Source organism: Streptomyces sp. NPDC090741, from assembly GCF_044769045.1.
Lineage (GTDB): Bacteria > Actinomycetota > Actinomycetes > Streptomycetales > Streptomycetaceae > Streptomyces.
Window position 1 is genome coordinate 62,460 of record NZ_JBIVXF010000005.1, and the last position, 17,807, is coordinate 80,266.

Genomic DNA, 17,807 nt, shown 5'->3' on the forward strand with positions numbered 1-17,807 from the left:
CGTTTCCGAAAAGCAGGAGCGATCGGGCGCAACGGTGAACCAAGTCCCCCGATTTGGCCTCTCAGTGGATGAGCTGACTGAACTGCCGTTCTTCCCGCCCGGAACGACCCCAAGGCGTGACCGATGCCGATTGCCCGTCGCCGCTTCCTCCTCGCTGCCCTCCTTCCCGTACTCACCGTCGGTGCCACCGGCGTGCTCGCCGTCGCGACCGGCCAGCAGACGTCGGCAGAGGCCACCGCCACCCAGGAGCAGAGCCCGGACGTCGCGCTGACCGCGAGCACCACCTCCGGATCGGTCGTCCAGATCGTCGCCCACCCCGACGACGACCTGTTCTTCATGAACCCGGACCTCAGCCGCTCACTGACCGCCGGCCTCCAACTCACCACCGTGTACCTGACCTCCGGCGAGGCCGACGGCCGCAACGAGGCCAACGGGGCCGGCGCCAAGGACCCGGAGCAGCCCGCCGACCGCGCCCACTACGCCGAGGCCCGGCAGAACGGCATCCGCTGCGCGTACGCCCAGATGGTCACCGGCGACCGCACCAGCGCCTGGAAGCGCACGGTCATACCCACGGCGGGCGGCGGCCAGGCCGAGCTCGACGTGCTCATCGCCCGGCCGCAGGTCAACCTGGTCTGGCTGCAGATGCGCGAGGCCCGCAACCCCACCGCCGAGAACCCGGACAGCCTGCGCGGGCTGTGGAACGGCAAGATACCGGCGCTCGGCGCCCAGTTGACCTCCGCGACCCCGGTCAGGCAGCAGTCCACGTACACCAAGGACCAGGTGGTCCGGTCGATAGCCGGGCTGCTCGCGCTGTACAAGCCGACGACGATACGCATGCAGGACCCGACGCCGGGCCGGTACCACGACACCGGCAAGTACACCGATCACCAGGACCACATGTACGGCGCCCGCTTCGTGCAGGCCGCCACCGCCGCGTACGCCGCCCAGGTCACGGACCGCCCGCGGTTCTCGGTGCAGAACTACCTCGGCTACCACAACGGCACCCTCCCGCACGCGCTGGACCCGCAGACGGCCGAGACGAAGATCGGCTTCCTCAAGACGTACGCCTGGCTCGACCACCAGAACTACTGCGGCAGCCCCTCGGGGTGCGGCGACCGCAAGGTGGCGAGCAGCCCCACCGGCCGCAACTGGGCCCAGTCGCTGCGCTACGCCCGCGCCGACAACACCTCCTGGCTGGCGGCGGGGACCGGCGGCCGGCTGTACGCCTTCGCGGCCCTGGACGGACAGATGGCCGTCTGGACCCGGCCGGGCACGGGCGGCCCGGCCGCCGCCTGGACCGGTCCCGACCTGCTCCCCGGCGCCGGCATCGACCCGGGCGCGAGCACCGCCCGCCTTCCCGACGGCCGCATCGCGGTCCTCGCCACCCGTACGGTCCTGGGCCCGGGGCCCGCGGACTACCGTCGCGAGATCGTGTACGCCGTCCAGTCCGCGCCCGACGGCCCGTTCGGGCCGTGGCAGTCGCTCGGCACCCCCGAGGGCGCCGACGACGAGGGCACCTCCTCGATCAGCGCGCCCTCGGCGGCCGTGGCCCCGGACGGCCGGCTGACCGTCTACGTCCGCGACTCCCGCCGCACCCTGCGCGCCCGCGAGCAGCAGCCGGACGGCGTCTTCGGCGCCTGGCAGCACCTGGGCGGCGAGGACCTGCAGAGCGACCCGGTGACGTCGGTCGACTCCGCCGGGCGGCGCCAGGTGTACGCCACCACCACCAAGTCGGTGCTGGCCTGGACCCAGCCCGCCCCGGGCGCCCCGCTCCAGGGGCCGTTCCCGACGGGCCTGCCGGCCACCACGGTCCCGCTGTCGGCGGCTCCGGAGGGCGCGGGCGTCCGGCTCTACTTCCGGCGCCCCGACTCGGGGGTCGTCCGTACGGCCCTGGTCACGGCGGGCGCCGGCAAGCCGCAGGTCTCCAGCGTCGCGGAGGCCGGCGGCCGGGCGGGCTACGGCGCGGTCGGCGTCGCGGGCCGCCTCCTGTCGGGCCGCGCGGACACGGGCGCGGTCGGCACGACGGGCCTCGGCGGCCCGCCGGCGTGGACGGAGTCGCAGATGCTCTACGCGGGCGCCCCGGCCGGCGTCCTCGAACCGGCGGGCGCGACGACGACGGCGGTCCTGGGCCTGGACGCCGAACTCCACATCACCACGACCCCGCCCAACACCCCCACCCCCCGCACCCCCTGGCACCGAGCGGTCCCCCCGAAGTAACCCCCAGCCGGTACGCCAACGGCCCCGCTCCCCCTCCCAGGGGCGCGGGGCCGACGCACATCCGGCCTCCCGGCCGCCGCCGCTACAGCACGGGCAGGTTCTTGCGGAGCTCGAAGGCCGTGACCTCCGAGCGGTACTCCTCCCACTCCTGCTTCTTGTTGCGCAGGAAGAAGTCGAAGACGTGCTCGCCCAGGGTTTCGGCGACCAGTTCGCTGCGTTCCATCAGGGAGATGGCCTCGCCGAGGTTCTGGGGGAGGGGTTCGATGCCCATCGCGCGGCGTTCGGCGTCGGAGAGGGCCCAGACGTCGTCGTCGGCGCCCGCCGGGAGTTCGTAGCCCTCCTCGATGCCCTTGAGGCCGGCCGCGAGGAGGACGGCGTACGTCAGGTACGGGTTGGCGCCCGAGTCGATCGAGCGGACCTCGACGCGCGAGGAGCCCGTCTTGCCCGGCTTGTACATCGGGACGCGGATCAGGGCCGAGCGGTTGTTGTGGCCCCAGCAGATGTACGAGGGGGCCTCGCCGCCCGAGCCGGCCGTGCGGGAGGAGCCGCCCCAGATGCGCTTGTAGGAGTTCACCCACTGGTTGGTCACCGCCGCCGTTTCCGCCGCGTGGCGAAGAAGGCCCGCGATGAAGGAGCGGCCGACCTTGGAGAGCTGGTACTCGGCGCCCGACTCGTAGAAGGCGTTGCGGTCCCCCTCGAAGAGGGAGAGGTGGGTGTGCATGCCCGAGCCCGGGTACTCCGAGAACGGCTTCGGCATGAAGGTGGCCTGGACGCCCTGCTCCAGCGCGACCTGCTTCATCACCAGGCGGAACGTCATGATGTTGTCGGCCGTCGAGAGGGCGTCGGCGTAGCGGAGGTCGATCTCCTGCTGGCCCGGGGCGCCCTCGTGGTGGCTGAATTCGACCGAGATGCCCATGGATTCGAGCATGGTGATCGCCTGGCGGCGGAAGTCCATGCCGACGTTCTGCGGAGTGTGGTCGAAATAGCCGGAGTTGTCCGCCGGTACCGGGCGGGTCCCGTCCAGCGGCTTGTCCTTCAGCAGGAAGAACTCGATCTCCGGGTGGGTGTAGAAGGTGAAGCCCAGGTCGGAGGTCTTGTTCAGGATGCGCTTGAGGACGAAGCGCGGGTCCGCGAAGGAGGGGGAGCCGTCCGGCATCAGGATGTCGCAGAACATCCGGGCGGTCCCGGGGGCCTCCGCGCGCCACGGCAGTATCTGGAACGTGCTGGGGTCCGGCTTGGCGATCATGTCGGACTCGTAGACCCGGGCGAAGCCCTCGATGGCCGAGCCGTCGAAGCCGATGCCCTCGTCGAAGGCCTGCTCCAGCTCGGCGGGGGCGACCGCGACGGACTTCAGGAAGCCCAGTACGTCGGTGAACCACAGGCGCACGAACCGGATGTCGCGCTCCTCGAGCGTCCGGAGGACGAATTCCTGCTGCTTGTCCATGCCTTCATCCTCGCAGTTCAGACGGCCTGTGCACCACTCCCCCGAGGGTGTGTGGGCACGGTCGGGCGGGCCCAGTATCGCCAGCCGCGGTTTCCGCCACATTACGCACCCTTGAAAGCTCGCGGCACCCCCGCACTGACCTCGGGGCCGTCATGAGCATTACCATCTGCGCCCATGGGGGGCTGGGAGCACATACGACGCGGGCGCATCGGGCGCCGTGTACGTCGGCGTGCCGTCATCGTGGTCGCCCTCTCCGTGCTGTTCGGAGCGCTGTTCCTGTGCGTACGTCCGGGTGAGCCGCATGCCGGGAGCGCCGGGAGCGCCTGGGCCGCCGGGACCGCCGGGGCCGCCATCACTCCGGCGACCGCGGCGCGCGCCGTCTGCGTCGCCCCCGACGAACCGCCCGGCTGCTCCCCCTTCTCGCACGTGGCCCCCGGCGTGCTGCCCGCCCCGCCGCCCGCCGTGACCGTGCCGGGCTCCGCCCCGGATCCCGTCGCGCGCGCCGCCGACGGCGGGCCGGCCCGGACGCACGGGACGCTCGCGCGCGCCCCCGACCTCCATGCCCTCCAAGTGCTGCGGACCTGACCGGTCCGGGCGCCGTACCGCGCTCCACCGGATCCATCCCTCCACCCCCCTCAGCAGAAGGATTCAGGGCACATGGCCAGCAGTACCTCTCCCGACAACAGCTCCCGCCAGGCGCGCATAGCCGAGATGCGCCGCGCCGAACGCTCCCGCGACCGGCGCAACAAGGCCCTCGCGATCACCGCCTCCGTGGCCGTCGCCGCCGCGCTCGTCGGATTCGGCGCGTGGGTGATGATCGACAAGAAGGAGAAGAAGGACGCCGCTGTGGTGGCCGCCAAGGCTCCCGTGAACGGCGAGCAGACCTGGGACGCGAAGACGCTGGGCCGCAACCACGTCGAGACCCCGGTGAAGTACCCGATGAACCCGCCGGTCGGCGGTGACCACAGCCCGCGCTGGATGAACTGCAACGGCGACGTCTACAAGAACGCGATCCCCGAGGTCAACGCCGTCCACTCGCTGGAGCACGGCGCGGTCTGGGTGACGTACGGCGAGAAGGCCGCCAAGGGCGACGTCGACGCGCTCGCCGGGACGGTGGCCAAGACCCCGTACACGCTGATGAGCCCGGTCAAGGAGCAGGCCGGCACGATCATGCTGAGCGCCTGGGGCAAGCAGCTGACGGTGGACAAGGCGGACGACCCCCGGGTCGCGCAGTTCTTCACCAAGTACGTGCAGGGCCCGCAGACCCCCGAGCCCGGCGCGGCCTGCACCAACGGGCTGGCCGAGAAGTGACCCGCACGTACTGGGCGGCCGGGACGGCCGTCCTGCTCGCGCTCCTGTTCGCGGTGGCGGCCACGGTCGCCTCCGCGAGCGGGGGCGACGGAGACGGCGACGGCTCCCGTACGTCGTCCCGCGCGCCGGGCCTCTACTCGCCGGACGCGGGCTTCGCCCGGGACATGGCCGTGCACCACCAGCAGGCGGTGGAGATGTCGTTCATCGTGCGGGACCGCACCAAGGACGAGCCGGTGCGCTCCCTCGCGTACGACATCGCCAACACCCAGGCCAACCAGCGGGGCATGCTGCTGGGCTGGCTGGACCTGTGGGGGCTGCCGAAGGTGGTGGCCGACGAGCCGCCGATGTCCTGGATGGGGTCGGCGGATCAGCACGCCGGACACGACACGGCCGGGCTCGACATGGCGGGGCACGACATGGGCGGGCACGACATGGGCGGCGCCACCGCCAAGCCCGGCGCGCTCATGCCCGGCATGGCCACCAAGGAGGAGCTCGCGCAGCTCGGCGCCACCGAGGGCCGGGACGCGGAGGTGCTCTACCTCCAGCTGATGACCGACCACCACAAGGGCGGCGTCGCGATGGCCCGGGGCTGCGCGGCGCAGTGCGAGACCCCCGCCGAGCGGGCGCTGGCCCAGGGCATGGTCGAGGCGCAGCAGTCGGAGCTCACCCTCATGGCGGACATGCTCAAACAGCGCGGGGCTGCGCCGCGCGGGTGACGGGACACGCTCGTACGGTGGTGAGAGGCGTCCTCTCACCCGTACGGGCGTGTGCTCCGCCGCGTGGGGGAGCGCCGCGGCCGAGCGCGTCCGCGACCGGCTGTGAACGGCGTTCAGGGAGGTTTCAGCGATGACGACCGCCGCAGACATCATGCACCCCGGGGCCCAGTGGATCCCCGCCACCGAGACCCTCGACCGGGCCGCCCAGCTGATGGCCCGGCTCAATGTGGGTGCCCTGCCCATCAGCGACGCCGACGAGCGGCTGTGCGGCATCCTCACCGACCGCGACATCGTCGTGAACTGCGTGGCCAAGGGGCACGACCCGGCGAAGGTCACCTGCGGTGACATGGCCCAGGGCACCCCGCGCTGGATCGACGCGGGCGCGGACGTCACCGACGTCCTGGAGGAGATGGAGAGCCACCAGATCAAGCGCCTGCCGGTCATCAGGAACAAGAAGCTGGTCGGCATGATCAGCGAGGCCGACCTGGCCCAGCACCTCTCCGAGGAGCAGCTGGCGGGCTTCGTGGAGAAGGTCTACGCGAGGCACTGACCCGATTTCCGTACCCCCGCGTCCAGGACCGCCCGCGCCACCTCGCCCGGGCGGTCCAGCATGACCAGGTGCCCCGCCGGTTCGGCGACCAGGAAGCGGGCGCCGAGCCGGTCGGCCAGCTCCGCCTGGCGCTCGCACCACCGCAGGGCCCCCCGCCCCGCCGAGCCGTCGTACCCCGCGAGGACGGTGACGGGCACGGCCGGCGGGCGCCCGGTCCGCAGCGCGAGCACCTCGGCGGCGGTGTCCGGGTAGCGGGCGTTCTCCAGCAGGGCGCCCCGCCAGACCCGGCCGGTGCGGTAGACGCGGCGTACGAGTTCCCGCGCAGCCGGGTCGGAGCCGCCGGTGCGGGAGGCCCGTACGGCGGCGCGCCGCGCGAGGGGACCCAGCGCGGCGGGCAGCCCGGCGGCGGTCAGGGCCCGGCCGAGCACGCGCGCGGCGCCGGTGCGCAGCCCGGCGGGCAGCACCGTACGGGGGTCCTCCTCGATGCTGGTGTCGACCAGGACCAGGGCCTCGGTCCGCTCGGGGTACAGGCGGGCGAAGGCCTCGGCGTGGAACCCGGCGATCGAGTGCCCGGCGACGGTGACGGGGCCGGCCAGACCGAGCGCGTCCAGCAGCCCGGCGATCCGGCGGGCCTCCCCGGCGGCGGTCGGCGGGGCGGTGGCGGGGCCGCTCAGCCCGTGCCCGGGGCGGTCGAAGCGGACCACCGTACGGCCCTGCGCGACGAGCAGCGCGGCGACGGGGTCCCAGTCGAACCAGGCCATCGCGAGCCCGGCGCTCAGCACCACGGGCGGCCCGCTCCCCTCGACGACGACGTGCAGGGGAACCCCGTCCACCCCGTCCACCCCGTCCACCCCATCGACCCCATCGACCCCGTCCACCCGTACGAATCCGCCGGTCGTCATGTGCGCCGCTCCTTGTGGACGGAGTACGCGAGCAGGCCCAGCCAGAGCGCCACGAACAGCACCTGCAGCCGCTGCCCGGCCCCGAGCGCCCACGTCCCGCGCCCGGCGGTGAACAGCGCGATGGCGGACAGGGTCCAGACCGTGGCCAGCAGCTCCAGCGCCACCAGGGCGGGTCCGTAGCGGGCGAGCGGGGCGAGCCGGCGGTAGCGGCGGGCGGCGACGGTGAGGGCGACGATCCCGACGAGGGCGCCGGTCATGGCGAGACTGCTGCTGACGGCATGCGCCTGATGGGTGGCCGGGACCAGGCCGGCGGTCTCCCGCGCGGCGCACACGGGGTCCACGGTCGGCGTGCAGCTGAGCGGGAGCCAGGCGTCGGCGGCGGTGGCCGCGCCGAAGAGGGAGACGCCGGCCCAGCCGACGACCGACCACGGGCGCCGGGATCCGCCGCCCCGCAGCAGCCAGGCGAGCCCCAGCAGGCCGCCCGCGCAGGCGAGCAGGCCGGCGGTGAAGTCGGTGGCCCGGAAGAGCCCGCCGAGCGGCTGGTCCTGGGCGGCCAGCTCGCTGACGTACGTCTCGATCGGGTTCAGGCCGGTCGAGAGGACGACCTCCAGCACCCAGGCGGTGTACGCGGCGGCGCCCAGGCCGATGAGGAGGGCGACCGGCCACGGGTTCTTCGTGAACACTCCCTTTTCGCCTTTTGTCGGCATACGGCTTGTGGACATACTGCGCATCATCCTCAACACGGCGGACCCGGTCCTACGATCAGATACCCACCCGGGGTAGGGTTCCGCCCATGACGCGCCCTGCCCAGCGCACCGCACAGCGAGCCGCCCGGTGGCCCCGGCTGCTGCTGCTCGCTGCGCTGCTCCTGGGCATCGTCACCATGCACACCCTGGGCCATCCGAGTCGGTCCCACACCATGGAGGACGCGGCTCCGGTCGCCGCCGTTGCCTCGGCCGCGCGTGCGGCCGACCACATCTCGGGCCGCGTCTCAGGCCACACCTCGGGCCACACCTCCGGCCACATCGCGGGCCACTCGTCCGGCCGGACGGCGGACCACGCCCCGGGCGACCGGGGCCCCGCCGCCGAGGCTCCGCCGGCCGGCTCCGGCATGGACCCCATGTCGGTGTGCCTGGCCGTGCTCGGCGGGCTCACCCTGCTGATCCTGGGCGCCGGACCGGCCGGCCTCCGCGACGCCGCGCCGCTCGGGGGCGCGGCCCGCGCGCCGGGCCGGTCCGGCGGACCCGACCCGCCCTCACCCCGCGAACTCCTCACCCGGCTGGCGGTACTGCGCGTATAGCGACGGGCCCGCTGCCGCCCCCGCATGCCCGCGCGGCGGCAGCAGACAGCGCCCATCCGCTCGTACGACACACGCCACGAGGTGCTTCCATGCGCTCTCTTCCCATCCGTCCCACTCGTCCCACCCGCCGCGCCGTGCTCGGCGCCACCGCCGCCCTCGCCGGTTCGGGCCTGCTCGCCGCCTGCTCCGACGGCGCCGGCATGTCCGACGGCTCCGGCATGGACCACGGCTCCATGAACCACGGCGGCCCCTCCCCCGCCGCCTCGCCGGGCGGCTACGTCGACCCCGCCGGGCCCGAGGTGCGGGCCGCCGAGGCCGCCCGCAAGGCCACCGGACCGGTCTCCGAGGTCAGGCTGACCGCCACCGCCACCCCGCTCGAACTCGGCGGCGGGCTCACCGTCCGCTCCTGGGCGTACGGGGACCGGCTCCCCGGCCAGGAGGTCCGGGTCACCGCGGGCGGCACCCTCGCCCTGACCCTGGCCAACAACCTCCCGCAGGCCACCTCCCTGCACTGGCACGGCCTCGCCCTGCGCAACGACATGGACGGGGTCCCGGGCCTGACCCAGCGGGACATCGCGCCGGGCGGGTCCTTCACGTACCGCTTCGCCGTCCCGCACCCGGGGACGTACTGGTTCCACCCGCACTCGGGGGTCCAGCAGGACCGCGGCCTGTACGCGCCGCTCATCGTCGAGGATCCGAAGGAGCCCCTCGCGTACGACAAGGAGTGGGTGGTGGTCCTGGACGACTGGGTCGACGGAGTGGACGGCTCCACCCCGGACGCGGTCCTCGCCGAACTCCGCAAGGGCATGGACATGGGGGCGGGCGGCGGCCACGCGGGCCACGGCGCCCCCGCCCCGCAGACCCCCGCCCCGCGGACCCCGGCGGCGGGCGGCCCGCCCTCGCGGCTGCTCATGGGCGGGGAGAGCGACGTCCTCGGCAAGGACCCGGGCGACGTCGCCTACCCGTACTACCTGGTCAACGGCCGGACGGCGCAGGACCCCTCGGTCTTCACCGCCAAGCCGGGCGACCGGCTCCGGCTGCGGATCGTCAACGCGGGCGGGGACACCGCCTTCCGGATCGCCCTCGGCGGCCACGAACTGACGGTCACCCACACCGACGGCTACCCGGTGGAGCACGCGAGGACGGGCTCCCTGCTGCTCGGCATGGGCGAGCGGTACGACGTCCTGGTCACCGCGCAGGACGGGGTGTTCCCGCTGACCGCACTCGCCGAGGGCAAGGGCGGGTCGGCGTCGGCCCTCGCCCTCCTGCGCACCGGGCCGGGTACGGCGCCCACGGCCGCGACCCGGCCCGCCGAGCTGGCCGGCAAGCCGCTGACGGCCGACGGGCTGCGGGCAGCGGAGCCCGCCGTGCTGACGGCCCGTACGCCGGACCGGACGATCGGGATCGAACTGACCGGCGGGATGGCGAAGTACGACTGGGCCTTCGACGGCAAGCCGTACACCCCGGACCAGCGGCACCCGGTGAGGGCGGGCGAGCGGGTCCGGCTGGAGTTCAACAACTCCACAACGATGTGGCACCCGCTCCACCTGCACGGGCACACCTTCGCCCTCGGCGGCGGTGCGGGCGGCGCACGCAAGGACACCGCGCTGATCCTGCCCGACAAGAAGCTGACGGTGGACTTCGACGCCGACAACCCCGGGCTGTGGATGGCACATTGCCACAACGTGTACCACGCGGAGGCCGGGATGATGACGGTGCTCGGCTACCAGCGGTAGCGCTCCGCCGGGGAGTCCGGCACCCGGTCCCCGGCCCGTGCCCGGCCCGTTGGCCGGAGGCCGACCGGGGGCCGACCGGGGGCCGGCCGGGAGCCAAACCCCTTTGGAGCCGTACGGGGCGCATGGCAGGCTTGGTGATCACCGCGCACACCACCCCCGTGAGGACTCCCGCCAGGTATGAGCACGCCCCCGAACCAGCCCGAGCACCCGTCCGGTCCACCGACGGAACCCGCGGGCACGCCCATACCGGCGCCGGCCTCGGACACGCCCTCCGCGCCCGAGCCGGCGCAGCCGCTCTCGCTCCGGAAGACCCCGGAGCCCACGCCGGGGCCGACCCCGGCCCCCGCCCCCGCCCCGGCCCCCGAAGCGCAGCCCGAGCCGGCCCCCGCGCCTCAGCCCGAGCCCGAGCCCACGACCGCGCCCCCGCAGGCCGCCGCCCCCGCGCCCGCCCCGGCCTTCGCGCCGCCCGCACCCATGCCCCCGGCCGCCTCCTTCGGCGCGCCGGCGGCGCCCGTACCGCCCGGGGACGCCTGGGGTGCCCACCCCGGCGCCACCCCCGGCCACCCGTGGGGCACGCCCCCGCCGGCCACCACCAACGGCCTGGCCGTCGCCGCCCTCATCCTCGGCATCGCCGCCGTGCTCATCGGCCTGATCCCGTTCATATTCTGGGCGGGCGCCCTCCTCGCCCTGGTCGGCATCGGCATCGGCATCGGCGCCCTCGTCCGCGCCTCGAAGGGCGCCGGACGCAAGTCGATGGCCGTCACCGGCACGGTCCTCGCCGTGCTCGGCCTCGGCTCCTCGGTCGGCGGCCTCTTCCTCACCGGCCTCGTCGTCACGAACGTGGCCGACGCCAAGCTCAGGGAGGGCTGGGAGGTCCCGGACGACATCGGCGGCAGCCGGCCGCCGGTCCCGAAGTTCTCGCCGAGGCCCATGCCGTCGCCTTCGCCCACGCAGGTCCCCGGCATCACTTCCGCGCTGCCGTTCGGCGAGACGTACACGTACCCGAACGGCATCAAGGTGACCCTCTCGGCGCCGAAGAAGTACGTCACCAAGAACAAGTACTCCACGGTCGGCAACGCGGTGGAGTTCACGCTCACCATCACCAACAACTCCACCGAGACCCACAACGTCATCTACGCGGTGCCCAACGTCCGCGACGACAAGGGCATGACCGCCAAGCTCGCCTTCGACGGCGGCGACGTCCCGAAGATGATCAGGGGCGACATCCTGCCGGGCGAGTCCGCCAGCGGGATCCTGGCCTACGAGGTTCCCGAGGGCACCGACCACCTCTCGGCCGACATCTCCCCCGGCATCCGGCTGCCCAGCGCGAAGTTCAGCGGCTCGATCGGCTGACCGGAACACGGCGGAAATCACGGCGCAAAACAGGGCTGAGAACACGGCAAGAGGCACGGACCCCAGGACATCGCGTCAGAAAGACGATTACACTGGGCCCGTGCCTCAACTTCGCCTCGCTCTGAATCAGATCGACTCGCAGGTCGGCAACATCGCCGCCAACGCCGACTCGGTCGTCCACTGGACCCGGCACTCCGCCGAGCAGGGCGCCCACCTGGTGGCGTTCCCGGAGATGATGCTGACCGGGTACCCCGTCGAGGACCTCGCCCTGCGCGCCTCCTTCGTAGAGGCCTCCCGTACCGCACTGCGCGAACTCGCGGAGCGGCTGGCGGCCGAGGGCTTCGGCGGACTGCCGGTCGTCGTCGGCTACCTCGACCGTACGGAGCAGGCCGCCCCGCGGCTCGGCCGCCCCGCCGGGTCCCCGGAGAACGCGGCCGCCGTGCTGTACGGCGGGAAGGTCGTCCTCCGGTTCGCCAAGCACCACCTCCCCAACTACGGCGTGTTCGACGAGTTCCGGTACTTCGTGCCGGGCGACACCCAGCCGGTCGTCCGGGTGCACGGCGTCGACGTGGCCCTGGCCATCTGCGAGGACCTCTGGCAGGAGGGCGGCCGCGTCCCGGCCACCCGCTCGGCCGGGGCCGGCCTGCTGATCTCCGTCAACGCCTCCCCGTACGAGCGCAACAAGGACGACCTGCGCCTCGAACTGGTGCGCAGGCGTGCCAAGGAGGCCGGCTGCACCCTCGCCTACCTGGCGATGATCGGCGGCCAGGACGAGCTGGTCTTCGACGGGGACTCGATCGTCGTCGACGCCGACGGCGAGGTCATCGCCCGCGCCCCGCAGTTCTCCGAGGGCTGCGTCCTGGTCGACCTCGACCTGCCGGCCGCCCGCGCCGACGCCCCCGAGGGCCTCGTCGACGACGGGCTGCGGATCGACCGCGTGATCCTCTCCGGGGAGCCGGTGGAACCGTACGAGCCCGTGGTCACCGGCGGGTACGCCGACCGCCTGGACGACGACGAGGAGATCTACGACGCGCTGGTCGTGGGGCTGCGCGCGTACGTCAAGAAGAACGGGTTCCGCTCCGTCCTGATCGGGCTCTCCGGCGGCATCGACTCCGCGCTCGTCGCCGCCATCGCCTGCGACGCGATCGGCGCGCAGAACGTGTACGGCATCTCGATGCCCTCGAAGTACTCCTCGGACCACTCCAGGGGCGACGCCGCCGATCTGGCCGACCGGACCGGCCTGAACTTCCGGACCGTGCCGATCGAGCCGATGTTCGACGCGTACATGGGCTCGCTGGGCCTGACCGGCCTGGCGGAGGAGAACCTCCAGTCCCGGCTGCGCGGCACCATGCTGATGGCGGTCTCCAACCAGGAGGGCCACATCGTGCTGGCCCCGGGCAACAAGTCTGAGCTGGCCGTCGGCTACTCCACCCTGTACGGCGACTCGGTGGGCGCGTACGGCCCGATCAAGGACGTCTACAAGTCGGACGTCTTCCGGCTCGCGCGGTACCGCAACCGGGCCGCGGCCGAGCGCGGCGAGACCCCGCCGATCCCGGAGAACTCCATCGTGAAGCCGCCGAGCGCCGAGCTGCGCCCGGGGCAGGTGGACACGGACTCGCTGCCCGACTACCCGGTGCTCGACGCGATCCTGGAGCTGTACGTGGACCGCGACCAGGGCATCGACGCGATCGTCGAAGCCGGCTTCGACCGCGCACTGGTCGCCAAGACCCTGCGGATGGTGGACACGGCGGAGTACAAGCGGCGCCAGTACCCGCCGGGCACGAAGATCTCCGCGAAGGGCTTCGGCAAGGACCGCCGGCTGCCCATCACGAACGGCTGGCGCGAGCACGCGTAGCCGCTGCCGCCGGGGTCGAGCGGGAGAAACGGAAGAGACGGGAGAAGGGGGCCTCGCCGCCGACGCGGCGGGGCCCCCTTCTCACCCGTACGGGGGTACGGGCTACTGCTTCACGGTCAGCCGCGCGGCGATCGGCAGGTGGTCGCTGCCGGTGCGCGGCAGGCTCCAGGAGGCTTCCGGCGTGATCCCGCGGACCATGATCTGGTCGATCCGGGCCATCGGGAACTGGGCCGGCCAGCTGAATCCGAAACCGTCGCCCGCCGCGCCCTGCGTGGAGCGCATCTGCGAGGTGACGTCGGACAGGGACCGGTCGTTCATGGTGCCGTTGAGGTCGCCGAGCAGGATGACCTTCTTCAGCGGTTCGGCGGCGAGCGCCGAGCCCAGGGCGGCGGCGCTGTTGTCGCGCTGGTTGGCGGTGAAGCCGGCGTTGAGCTTGACCCGCACGGAGGGCAGGTGGGCGGCGAAGACGGCGATCTTGCCGTACGGGCTGTCCACGGTGGCGCGCATGGCGCGGGTCCAGCCCATCTTGATGTCGACGGGAGCGCTGGCGCTCAGCGGGTACTTGCTCCACACGCCGACCGTGCCCTCGACGGAGTGGTACTTGTACCCGCCGGCCAGGGCCTGCTCGTAGACGGGGACGGCGCTGCCCTTGAGCTCGGTCAGGGCCAGCACGTCGGCGCCGGACCTCGCGATCCGGGCGGCGGTGTCCTGCGGGTCGGGGTTGTCGGCGTCGACGTTGTGGGTGGCGACCATCAGGTTGCCGCCGGAGCCGGACTTGTCGAGGACCAGGCTGCCGAAGAGGTTCACCCAGACGACGGCCGTCAGCAGTATCGCGATCAGCGCGGTGGCCGACTTGCGCACGACGGCGGCGGCGAGCAGGAGCGGCACGGCCAGGCCCAGCCAGGGCAGGAAGGTCTCGGTGAGGCTGCCGAGGTTGCCCACGTCGTTCGGCAGCTCGGCGTGGAAGATCATGATCAGCGAGATCAGGGCGGCCAGGGCCGCGGTCACGATCCCGCGCCGCCAGATGCCCCGGTCCCGGCGCAGCCCGGCCAGTCGGCGCCGGAGGCGGGATCCGGAGGGCTCGGGCTCCGAGCCGCCGTTCCCCGTCTCCGTCATGTACGCCTGTGCCATGCCACTGCCCTCGCTGCCGTGCTTGCGCTCCGTCCCCGCACCTTGACCCTAGGCGATCGACGGAGCCTTCCGTGCCGTTGTTCCGGCCGTACGTCCGGGAGGACGAACGGCCGTGTGGCCGAGGTTCCGCTTGTCACGAAACGCGTACATTGCCTCCCGCGCGCGCCGAACCGCCGGTGAGGGGACCATGAGAGGTCCAAGAGGGGGCCATGAGGGTGCAGGGAGTGGTCCTCGCGTGCGGCAGGAGTGTGACGTACGGGCCCTCTCACCACTTTCGCCACGGCCCTGGCAGGTGCCACCATGGTGGGTGAGTCCGGGGACGCCGTAAGGGCGCCTCGAGATGACATCAAGGAGCAGTTGCAATGACGCATGCCGTTTCGCCTGCCCGCGAAGCCTCCTCCCCCACCCTGTACGGAGGAACGGGCACCCGGCGGATCACCGTCCGCGACCTCACCCTCGCCAAGGAGCGCGGCGAGAAGTGGCCCATGCTCACCGCCTACGACGCGATGACCGCGTCCGTCTTCGACGAGGCCGGCATCCCGGTCATCCTGGTCGGCGACTCCATGGGCAACTGCCACCTCGGCTACGAGAACACCGTCCCCGTGACGATGGACGAGATGACCATGCTGTCGGCGGCCGTCGTGCGCGGCACCGGCCGGGCCCTGGTCGTCGGCGACCTGCCGTTCGGCTCGTACCAGGAAGGCGCCGTGCAGGCGCTGCGCAGCGCCACCCGCCTCGTGAAGGAGGCCGGTGTCGGAGCCGTGAAGCTGGAGGGCGGCGAGCGCTCGCTGCACCAGACCGACATGATCGTGCAGTCCGGCATCCCCGTCATGTCCCACCTGGGCCTGACCCCGCAGTCCGTGAACGCCATGGGCTACCGGGTGCAGGGCCGCGGCGACGAGGCCGCGCACCAGCTGCTGCGCGACGCCAAGGCGGCGCAGGACGCGGGCGCCTTCGCGGTGGTGCTGGAGCTGGTCCCGGCCGAGCTGGCCGCCGAGGTCACCCGCTCCCTGCACATCCCGACGGTCGGCATCGGGGCCGGCGCGGAGTGCGACGCGCAGGTGCTGGTGTGGACGGACATGATGGGCCTGACCGGCGGGAAGATGCCGAAGTTCGTGAAGCAGTACGCGAACCTGCGCGCCACCATGGGCGACGCGGCGAAGGCCTTCGCCGAGGACGTGGTCGGCGGAACGTTCCCGCAGGCCGAGCACAGCTTCCACTGACCGGGTAGCCCCGTACCGACAGCCCGCCGACGCGTCGTCGGCGGGCTGTCGGCTTCCGGCCTTCTTCCTGTCGGTCGCCTGTCGGAGCGTTGTCGGTGGCGGATGGTCCCATGGCGGACATGACGCGAAACGACAAGAATCCCGTGAACGGCTCGCACGCCGTCGAGGTACGGGGGCTGGTCAAGCACTACGGCGAGACGAAGGCCCTGGACGGGGTCGACCTGGACGTCCGCGAGGGCACGGTCCTCGGTGTCCTCGGCCCCAACGGCGCCGGCAAGACCACCCTCGTACGCTGCCTCTCCACCCTGATCGTCCCGGACGCCGGGACCGCGACCGTCGCAGGCTACGACGTGGTCCGCCAGCCGCGGCAACTGCGCCGCACCATAGGCCTCACCGGCCAGTACGCCTCGGTCGACGAGAAGCTCTCCGGCTGGGAGAACCTCTACATGATCGGCCGGCTGCTCGACCTGTCCCGCAAGGACGCCCGGTCCCGTGCCGACGAGCTGCTGGAGCGGTTCTCGCTCACCGACGCCGCCAAGAAGGCCACGATGAACTACTCCGGCGGCATGCGCCGCCGGCTCGACCTGGCCGCCTCGATGATCGGCCGCCCGGCCGTGCTCTACCTGGACGAGCCGACCACCGGCCTCGACCCCCGTACCCGCAACGAAGTGTGGGACGAGGTGCAGCGGATGGTCGCCGAGGGGGCCACCGTCCTGCTCACCACCCAGTACATGGAGGAGGCCGAGCAGCTCGCGAGCGAGCTGACGGTCATCGACCGGGGCAAGGTCATCGCCAACGGCAAGGTCGACGAGCTGAAGGCCCGGGTCGGCGGCCGGACCCTGAAGATCCGCCCCGTCGCCGCGTCCGACCTGCCGGGCATGGCCCGCTCGCTGGCCGAGGCCGGGCTCGACGGGGTCGCCGGTACGCAGGCGGTCCCGGACGAGGGCGTACTGCTGGTCCCGATCCTGAGCGACGAGCAGCTGACCGCCGTGGTCGGCCTGCTGGCCGCCCGCGGGTACGCGATCGCCGACCTCGGCACGTACCTGCCGAGCCTGGACGAGGTCTTCCTCGCCATCACGGGCCAGCGGCCCACCTCGGTCGAGGACGCGCGGTCCACCGAGCAGAACGAGCACGACGAGCAGACCAAGGGGGTCGCGGCATGAGCACCGGAACCACGACGAAGCCCGCCGCCGCGGCGGCCACCGCGGCAGCGCCGGCGCCGTCCGCGGCCGCGGATGGCGAGGGCCGGATCGGCCTGCGGGCCAATCTGCGGCACATCGGCGCCCTGGTGCGCCGCAACGCCCTGCAGATCAAGCAGGACCCCGAGTCGATGTTCGACGTCCTGTTCATGCCGATCATCTTCACGCTGCTGTTCGTCTTCGTCTTCGGCGGAGCGATCTCCGGCAAGGGCCAGCAGGAGGCGTACGTCAACTACGTAGTGCCGGGCCTGATGGCCATGATGGGCATGAACATCGCCATGGGTGTCGGCACCGGCGTCAACGACGACTTCAAGAAGGGCGTGATGGACCGGTTCCGGTCCATGCCGATCGCCCGGTCGTCCGTCCTCATCGCCAAGATCGTCGTCGAGCTCGGCCGGATGATGGTCGCCATCGCGATCCTGCTCACCGTGGGCTTCATGCTCGGCCTGTCGATCAAGACCTCGGTGTTCGACCTGCTGCTGTCCATCGGCCTGTCGGCGGTCTTCGGCGCCTCGCTGATGTGGATCTTCATCCTGCTCGGTCTCACCCTGAAGACCGCGCAGGCCGTGCAGGGCATGGCGATGCTGGTCCTGATGCCGCTGCAGTTCGGCAGCTCGATCTTCGCCCCGCCGTCGACCATGCCCGACTGGCTGCAGTCCTTCACGGACTACAACCCGCTGTCCAACCTGGCCGACGCGGCCCGCGGCCTGATCAACGGCGGTGCGGTCGCCCACCCGGTGACGATGACCCTGATCTGGTCGGTGGCCATCACGGCGGTCACCATGCCGCTCGCGGTCCGCAAGTTCCGCCAGAAGACCTGATCCGGGCCGGCCGGTCCGTTCCGGATCGCGTCCCGGGCGGGCCCCGTAC

16 protein-coding genes are annotated in these 17,807 nt (G+C 72.6%); 12 read left to right on the top strand and 4 right to left on the bottom strand.

From position 1 onward, the window contains the following. Nucleotides 1-123 precede the first annotated feature (123 nt). On the top strand, nucleotides 124-2,217 hold the full coding sequence (locus ACIQU4_RS15035) for a PIG-L family deacetylase (RefSeq protein ID WP_403729793.1): 2,094 nt from the start codon (nucleotides 124-126) through the stop codon (nucleotides 2,215-2,217). 82 nt (nucleotides 2,218-2,299) lie between these two features. Here ACIQU4_RS15035 and ACIQU4_RS15040 read toward each other — a convergent pair whose 3' ends face one another. Next, on the bottom strand, nucleotides 2,300-3,661 hold the full coding sequence (locus tag ACIQU4_RS15040) for a glutamine synthetase family protein (RefSeq protein WP_030156261.1): 1,362 nt from the start codon (nucleotides 3,659-3,661) through the stop codon (nucleotides 2,300-2,302). A gap of 174 nt (nucleotides 3,662-3,835) precedes the next feature. On the opposite strand from ACIQU4_RS15040, the gene ACIQU4_RS15045 reads away from it, so the two are divergent. The 4 genes from ACIQU4_RS15045 to ACIQU4_RS15060 all read left to right on the top strand — a co-directional run bounded on the left by ACIQU4_RS15045 (nucleotide 3,836) and on the right by ACIQU4_RS15060 (nucleotide 6,238). Beyond that, nucleotides 3,836-4,246: a hypothetical protein gene (locus ACIQU4_RS15045; RefSeq protein WP_403729796.1), complete on the top strand. Its 411-nt coding sequence runs from the start codon at nucleotides 3,836-3,838 to the stop codon at nucleotides 4,244-4,246. Nucleotides 4,247-4,318: 72 nt separating this feature from the next. Further along, nucleotides 4,319-4,972, top strand: a complete 654-nt coding sequence (locus tag ACIQU4_RS15050) for a DUF3105 domain-containing protein (protein ID WP_403729799.1) — start codon at nucleotides 4,319-4,321, stop codon at nucleotides 4,970-4,972. Further along, nucleotides 4,969-5,688, top strand: a complete 720-nt coding sequence (locus ACIQU4_RS15055) for a DUF305 domain-containing protein (RefSeq protein ID WP_403729802.1) — start codon at nucleotides 4,969-4,971, stop codon at nucleotides 5,686-5,688. Before ACIQU4_RS15050 ends, ACIQU4_RS15055 begins: the two co-directional genes overlap by 4 nt. A gap of 130 nt (nucleotides 5,689-5,818) precedes the next feature. Then, nucleotides 5,819-6,238, top strand: a complete 420-nt coding sequence (locus ACIQU4_RS15060) for a CBS domain-containing protein (RefSeq protein WP_403729805.1) — start codon at nucleotides 5,819-5,821, stop codon at nucleotides 6,236-6,238. Here ACIQU4_RS15060 and ACIQU4_RS15065 read toward each other — a convergent pair. Continuing rightward, nucleotides 6,223-7,140, bottom strand: a complete 918-nt coding sequence (locus ACIQU4_RS15065; protein ID WP_403729808.1) for an alpha/beta fold hydrolase — start codon at nucleotides 7,138-7,140, stop codon at nucleotides 6,223-6,225. The two genes, ACIQU4_RS15060 and ACIQU4_RS15065, sit on opposite strands and share 16 nt — an antisense overlap. Continuing rightward, on the bottom strand, nucleotides 7,137-7,823 hold the full coding sequence (locus tag ACIQU4_RS15070; protein WP_403729810.1) for a DUF998 domain-containing protein: 687 nt from the start codon (nucleotides 7,821-7,823) through the stop codon (nucleotides 7,137-7,139). Before ACIQU4_RS15070 ends, ACIQU4_RS15065 begins: the two co-directional genes overlap by 4 nt. A 110-nt stretch (nucleotides 7,824-7,933) precedes the next feature. Between ACIQU4_RS15070 and ACIQU4_RS15075 the strand changes: the two genes are divergently transcribed. From ACIQU4_RS15075 to ACIQU4_RS15090, 4 genes are all read left to right on the top strand, one after another. Then, on the top strand, nucleotides 7,934-8,440 hold the full coding sequence (locus ACIQU4_RS15075; RefSeq protein ID WP_403729812.1) for a hypothetical protein: 507 nt from the start codon (nucleotides 7,934-7,936) through the stop codon (nucleotides 8,438-8,440). Nucleotides 8,441-8,529: 89 nt separating this feature from the next. After that, nucleotides 8,530-10,176, top strand: coding sequence for a multicopper oxidase family protein (locus ACIQU4_RS15080; protein ID WP_403729814.1), 1,647 nt, complete (start codon nucleotides 8,530-8,532; stop codon nucleotides 10,174-10,176). 177 nt (nucleotides 10,177-10,353) lie between these two features. Further along, nucleotides 10,354-11,529, top strand: coding sequence for a hypothetical protein (locus ACIQU4_RS15085; RefSeq protein ID WP_403729817.1), 1,176 nt, complete (start codon nucleotides 10,354-10,356; stop codon nucleotides 11,527-11,529). 100 nt (nucleotides 11,530-11,629) lie between these two features. Continuing rightward, nucleotides 11,630-13,384, top strand: a complete 1,755-nt coding sequence (locus ACIQU4_RS15090; RefSeq protein ID WP_403729820.1) for an NAD+ synthase — start codon at nucleotides 11,630-11,632, stop codon at nucleotides 13,382-13,384. 102 nt (nucleotides 13,385-13,486) lie between these two features. On the opposite strand, the gene ACIQU4_RS15095 is transcribed toward ACIQU4_RS15090, so the two are convergent. After that, nucleotides 13,487-14,515 (bottom strand): endonuclease/exonuclease/phosphatase family protein, encoded by a 1,029-nt coding sequence (locus ACIQU4_RS15095; RefSeq protein WP_403729822.1) that lies wholly within the window; start codon nucleotides 14,513-14,515, stop codon nucleotides 13,487-13,489. Nucleotides 14,516-14,877: 362 nt separating this feature from the next. On the opposite strand from ACIQU4_RS15095, the gene panB reads away from it, so the two are divergent. The 3 genes from panB to ACIQU4_RS15110 all read left to right on the top strand — a co-directional run bounded on the left by panB (nucleotide 14,878) and on the right by ACIQU4_RS15110 (nucleotide 17,758). Next, nucleotides 14,878-15,738, top strand: a complete 861-nt coding sequence (gene panB / locus ACIQU4_RS15100) for a 3-methyl-2-oxobutanoate hydroxymethyltransferase (RefSeq protein ID WP_403729824.1) — start codon at nucleotides 14,878-14,880, stop codon at nucleotides 15,736-15,738. A gap of 110 nt (nucleotides 15,739-15,848) precedes the next feature. Then, on the top strand, nucleotides 15,849-16,901 hold the full coding sequence (locus ACIQU4_RS15105) for an ATP-binding cassette domain-containing protein (protein WP_403729827.1): 1,053 nt from the start codon (nucleotides 15,849-15,851) through the stop codon (nucleotides 16,899-16,901). Continuing rightward, nucleotides 16,898-17,758, top strand: coding sequence for an ABC transporter permease (locus ACIQU4_RS15110; RefSeq protein ID WP_403729829.1), 861 nt, complete (start codon nucleotides 16,898-16,900; stop codon nucleotides 17,756-17,758). Before ACIQU4_RS15105 ends, ACIQU4_RS15110 begins: the two co-directional genes overlap by 4 nt. The last annotated feature ends 49 nt before the right edge of the window (nucleotides 17,759-17,807 follow it).

Excerpts from the sequence above, each read along its gene's own strand:
- ACIQU4_RS15035 (WP_403729793.1), top strand. The coding sequence starts at position 124 with ATGCCGATTGCCCGTCGCCGCTTCCTCCTCGCTGCCCTCCTTCCCGTA.
- ACIQU4_RS15050 (WP_403729799.1), top strand. The coding sequence starts at position 4,319 with ATGGCCAGCAGTACCTCTCCCGACAACAGCTCCCGCCAGGCGCGCATA.
- ACIQU4_RS15045 (WP_403729796.1), top strand. The coding sequence starts at position 3,836 with ATGGGGGGCTGGGAGCACATACGACGCGGGCGCATCGGGCGCCGTGTA.
- ACIQU4_RS15040 (WP_030156261.1), bottom strand. The coding sequence starts at position 3,661 with ATGGACAAGCAGCAGGAATTCGTCCTCCGGACGCTCGAGGAGCGCGAC.
- ACIQU4_RS15075 (WP_403729812.1), top strand. The coding sequence starts at position 7,934 with ATGACGCGCCCTGCCCAGCGCACCGCACAGCGAGCCGCCCGGTGGCCC.
- ACIQU4_RS15080 (WP_403729814.1), top strand. The coding sequence starts at position 8,530 with ATGCGCTCTCTTCCCATCCGTCCCACTCGTCCCACCCGCCGCGCCGTG.
- panB (WP_403729824.1), top strand. The coding sequence starts at position 14,878 with ATGACGCATGCCGTTTCGCCTGCCCGCGAAGCCTCCTCCCCCACCCTG.
- ACIQU4_RS15085 (WP_403729817.1), top strand. The coding sequence starts at position 10,354 with ATGAGCACGCCCCCGAACCAGCCCGAGCACCCGTCCGGTCCACCGACG.
- ACIQU4_RS15065 (WP_403729808.1), bottom strand. The coding sequence starts at position 7,140 with ATGACGACCGGCGGATTCGTACGGGTGGACGGGGTCGATGGGGTCGAT.
- ACIQU4_RS15105 (WP_403729827.1), top strand. The coding sequence starts at position 15,849 with ATGGCGGACATGACGCGAAACGACAAGAATCCCGTGAACGGCTCGCAC.
- ACIQU4_RS15060 (WP_403729805.1), top strand. The coding sequence starts at position 5,819 with ATGACGACCGCCGCAGACATCATGCACCCCGGGGCCCAGTGGATCCCC.
- ACIQU4_RS15110 (WP_403729829.1), top strand. The coding sequence starts at position 16,898 with ATGAGCACCGGAACCACGACGAAGCCCGCCGCCGCGGCGGCCACCGCG.
- ACIQU4_RS15095 (WP_403729822.1), bottom strand. The coding sequence starts at position 14,515 with ATGGCACAGGCGTACATGACGGAGACGGGGAACGGCGGCTCGGAGCCC.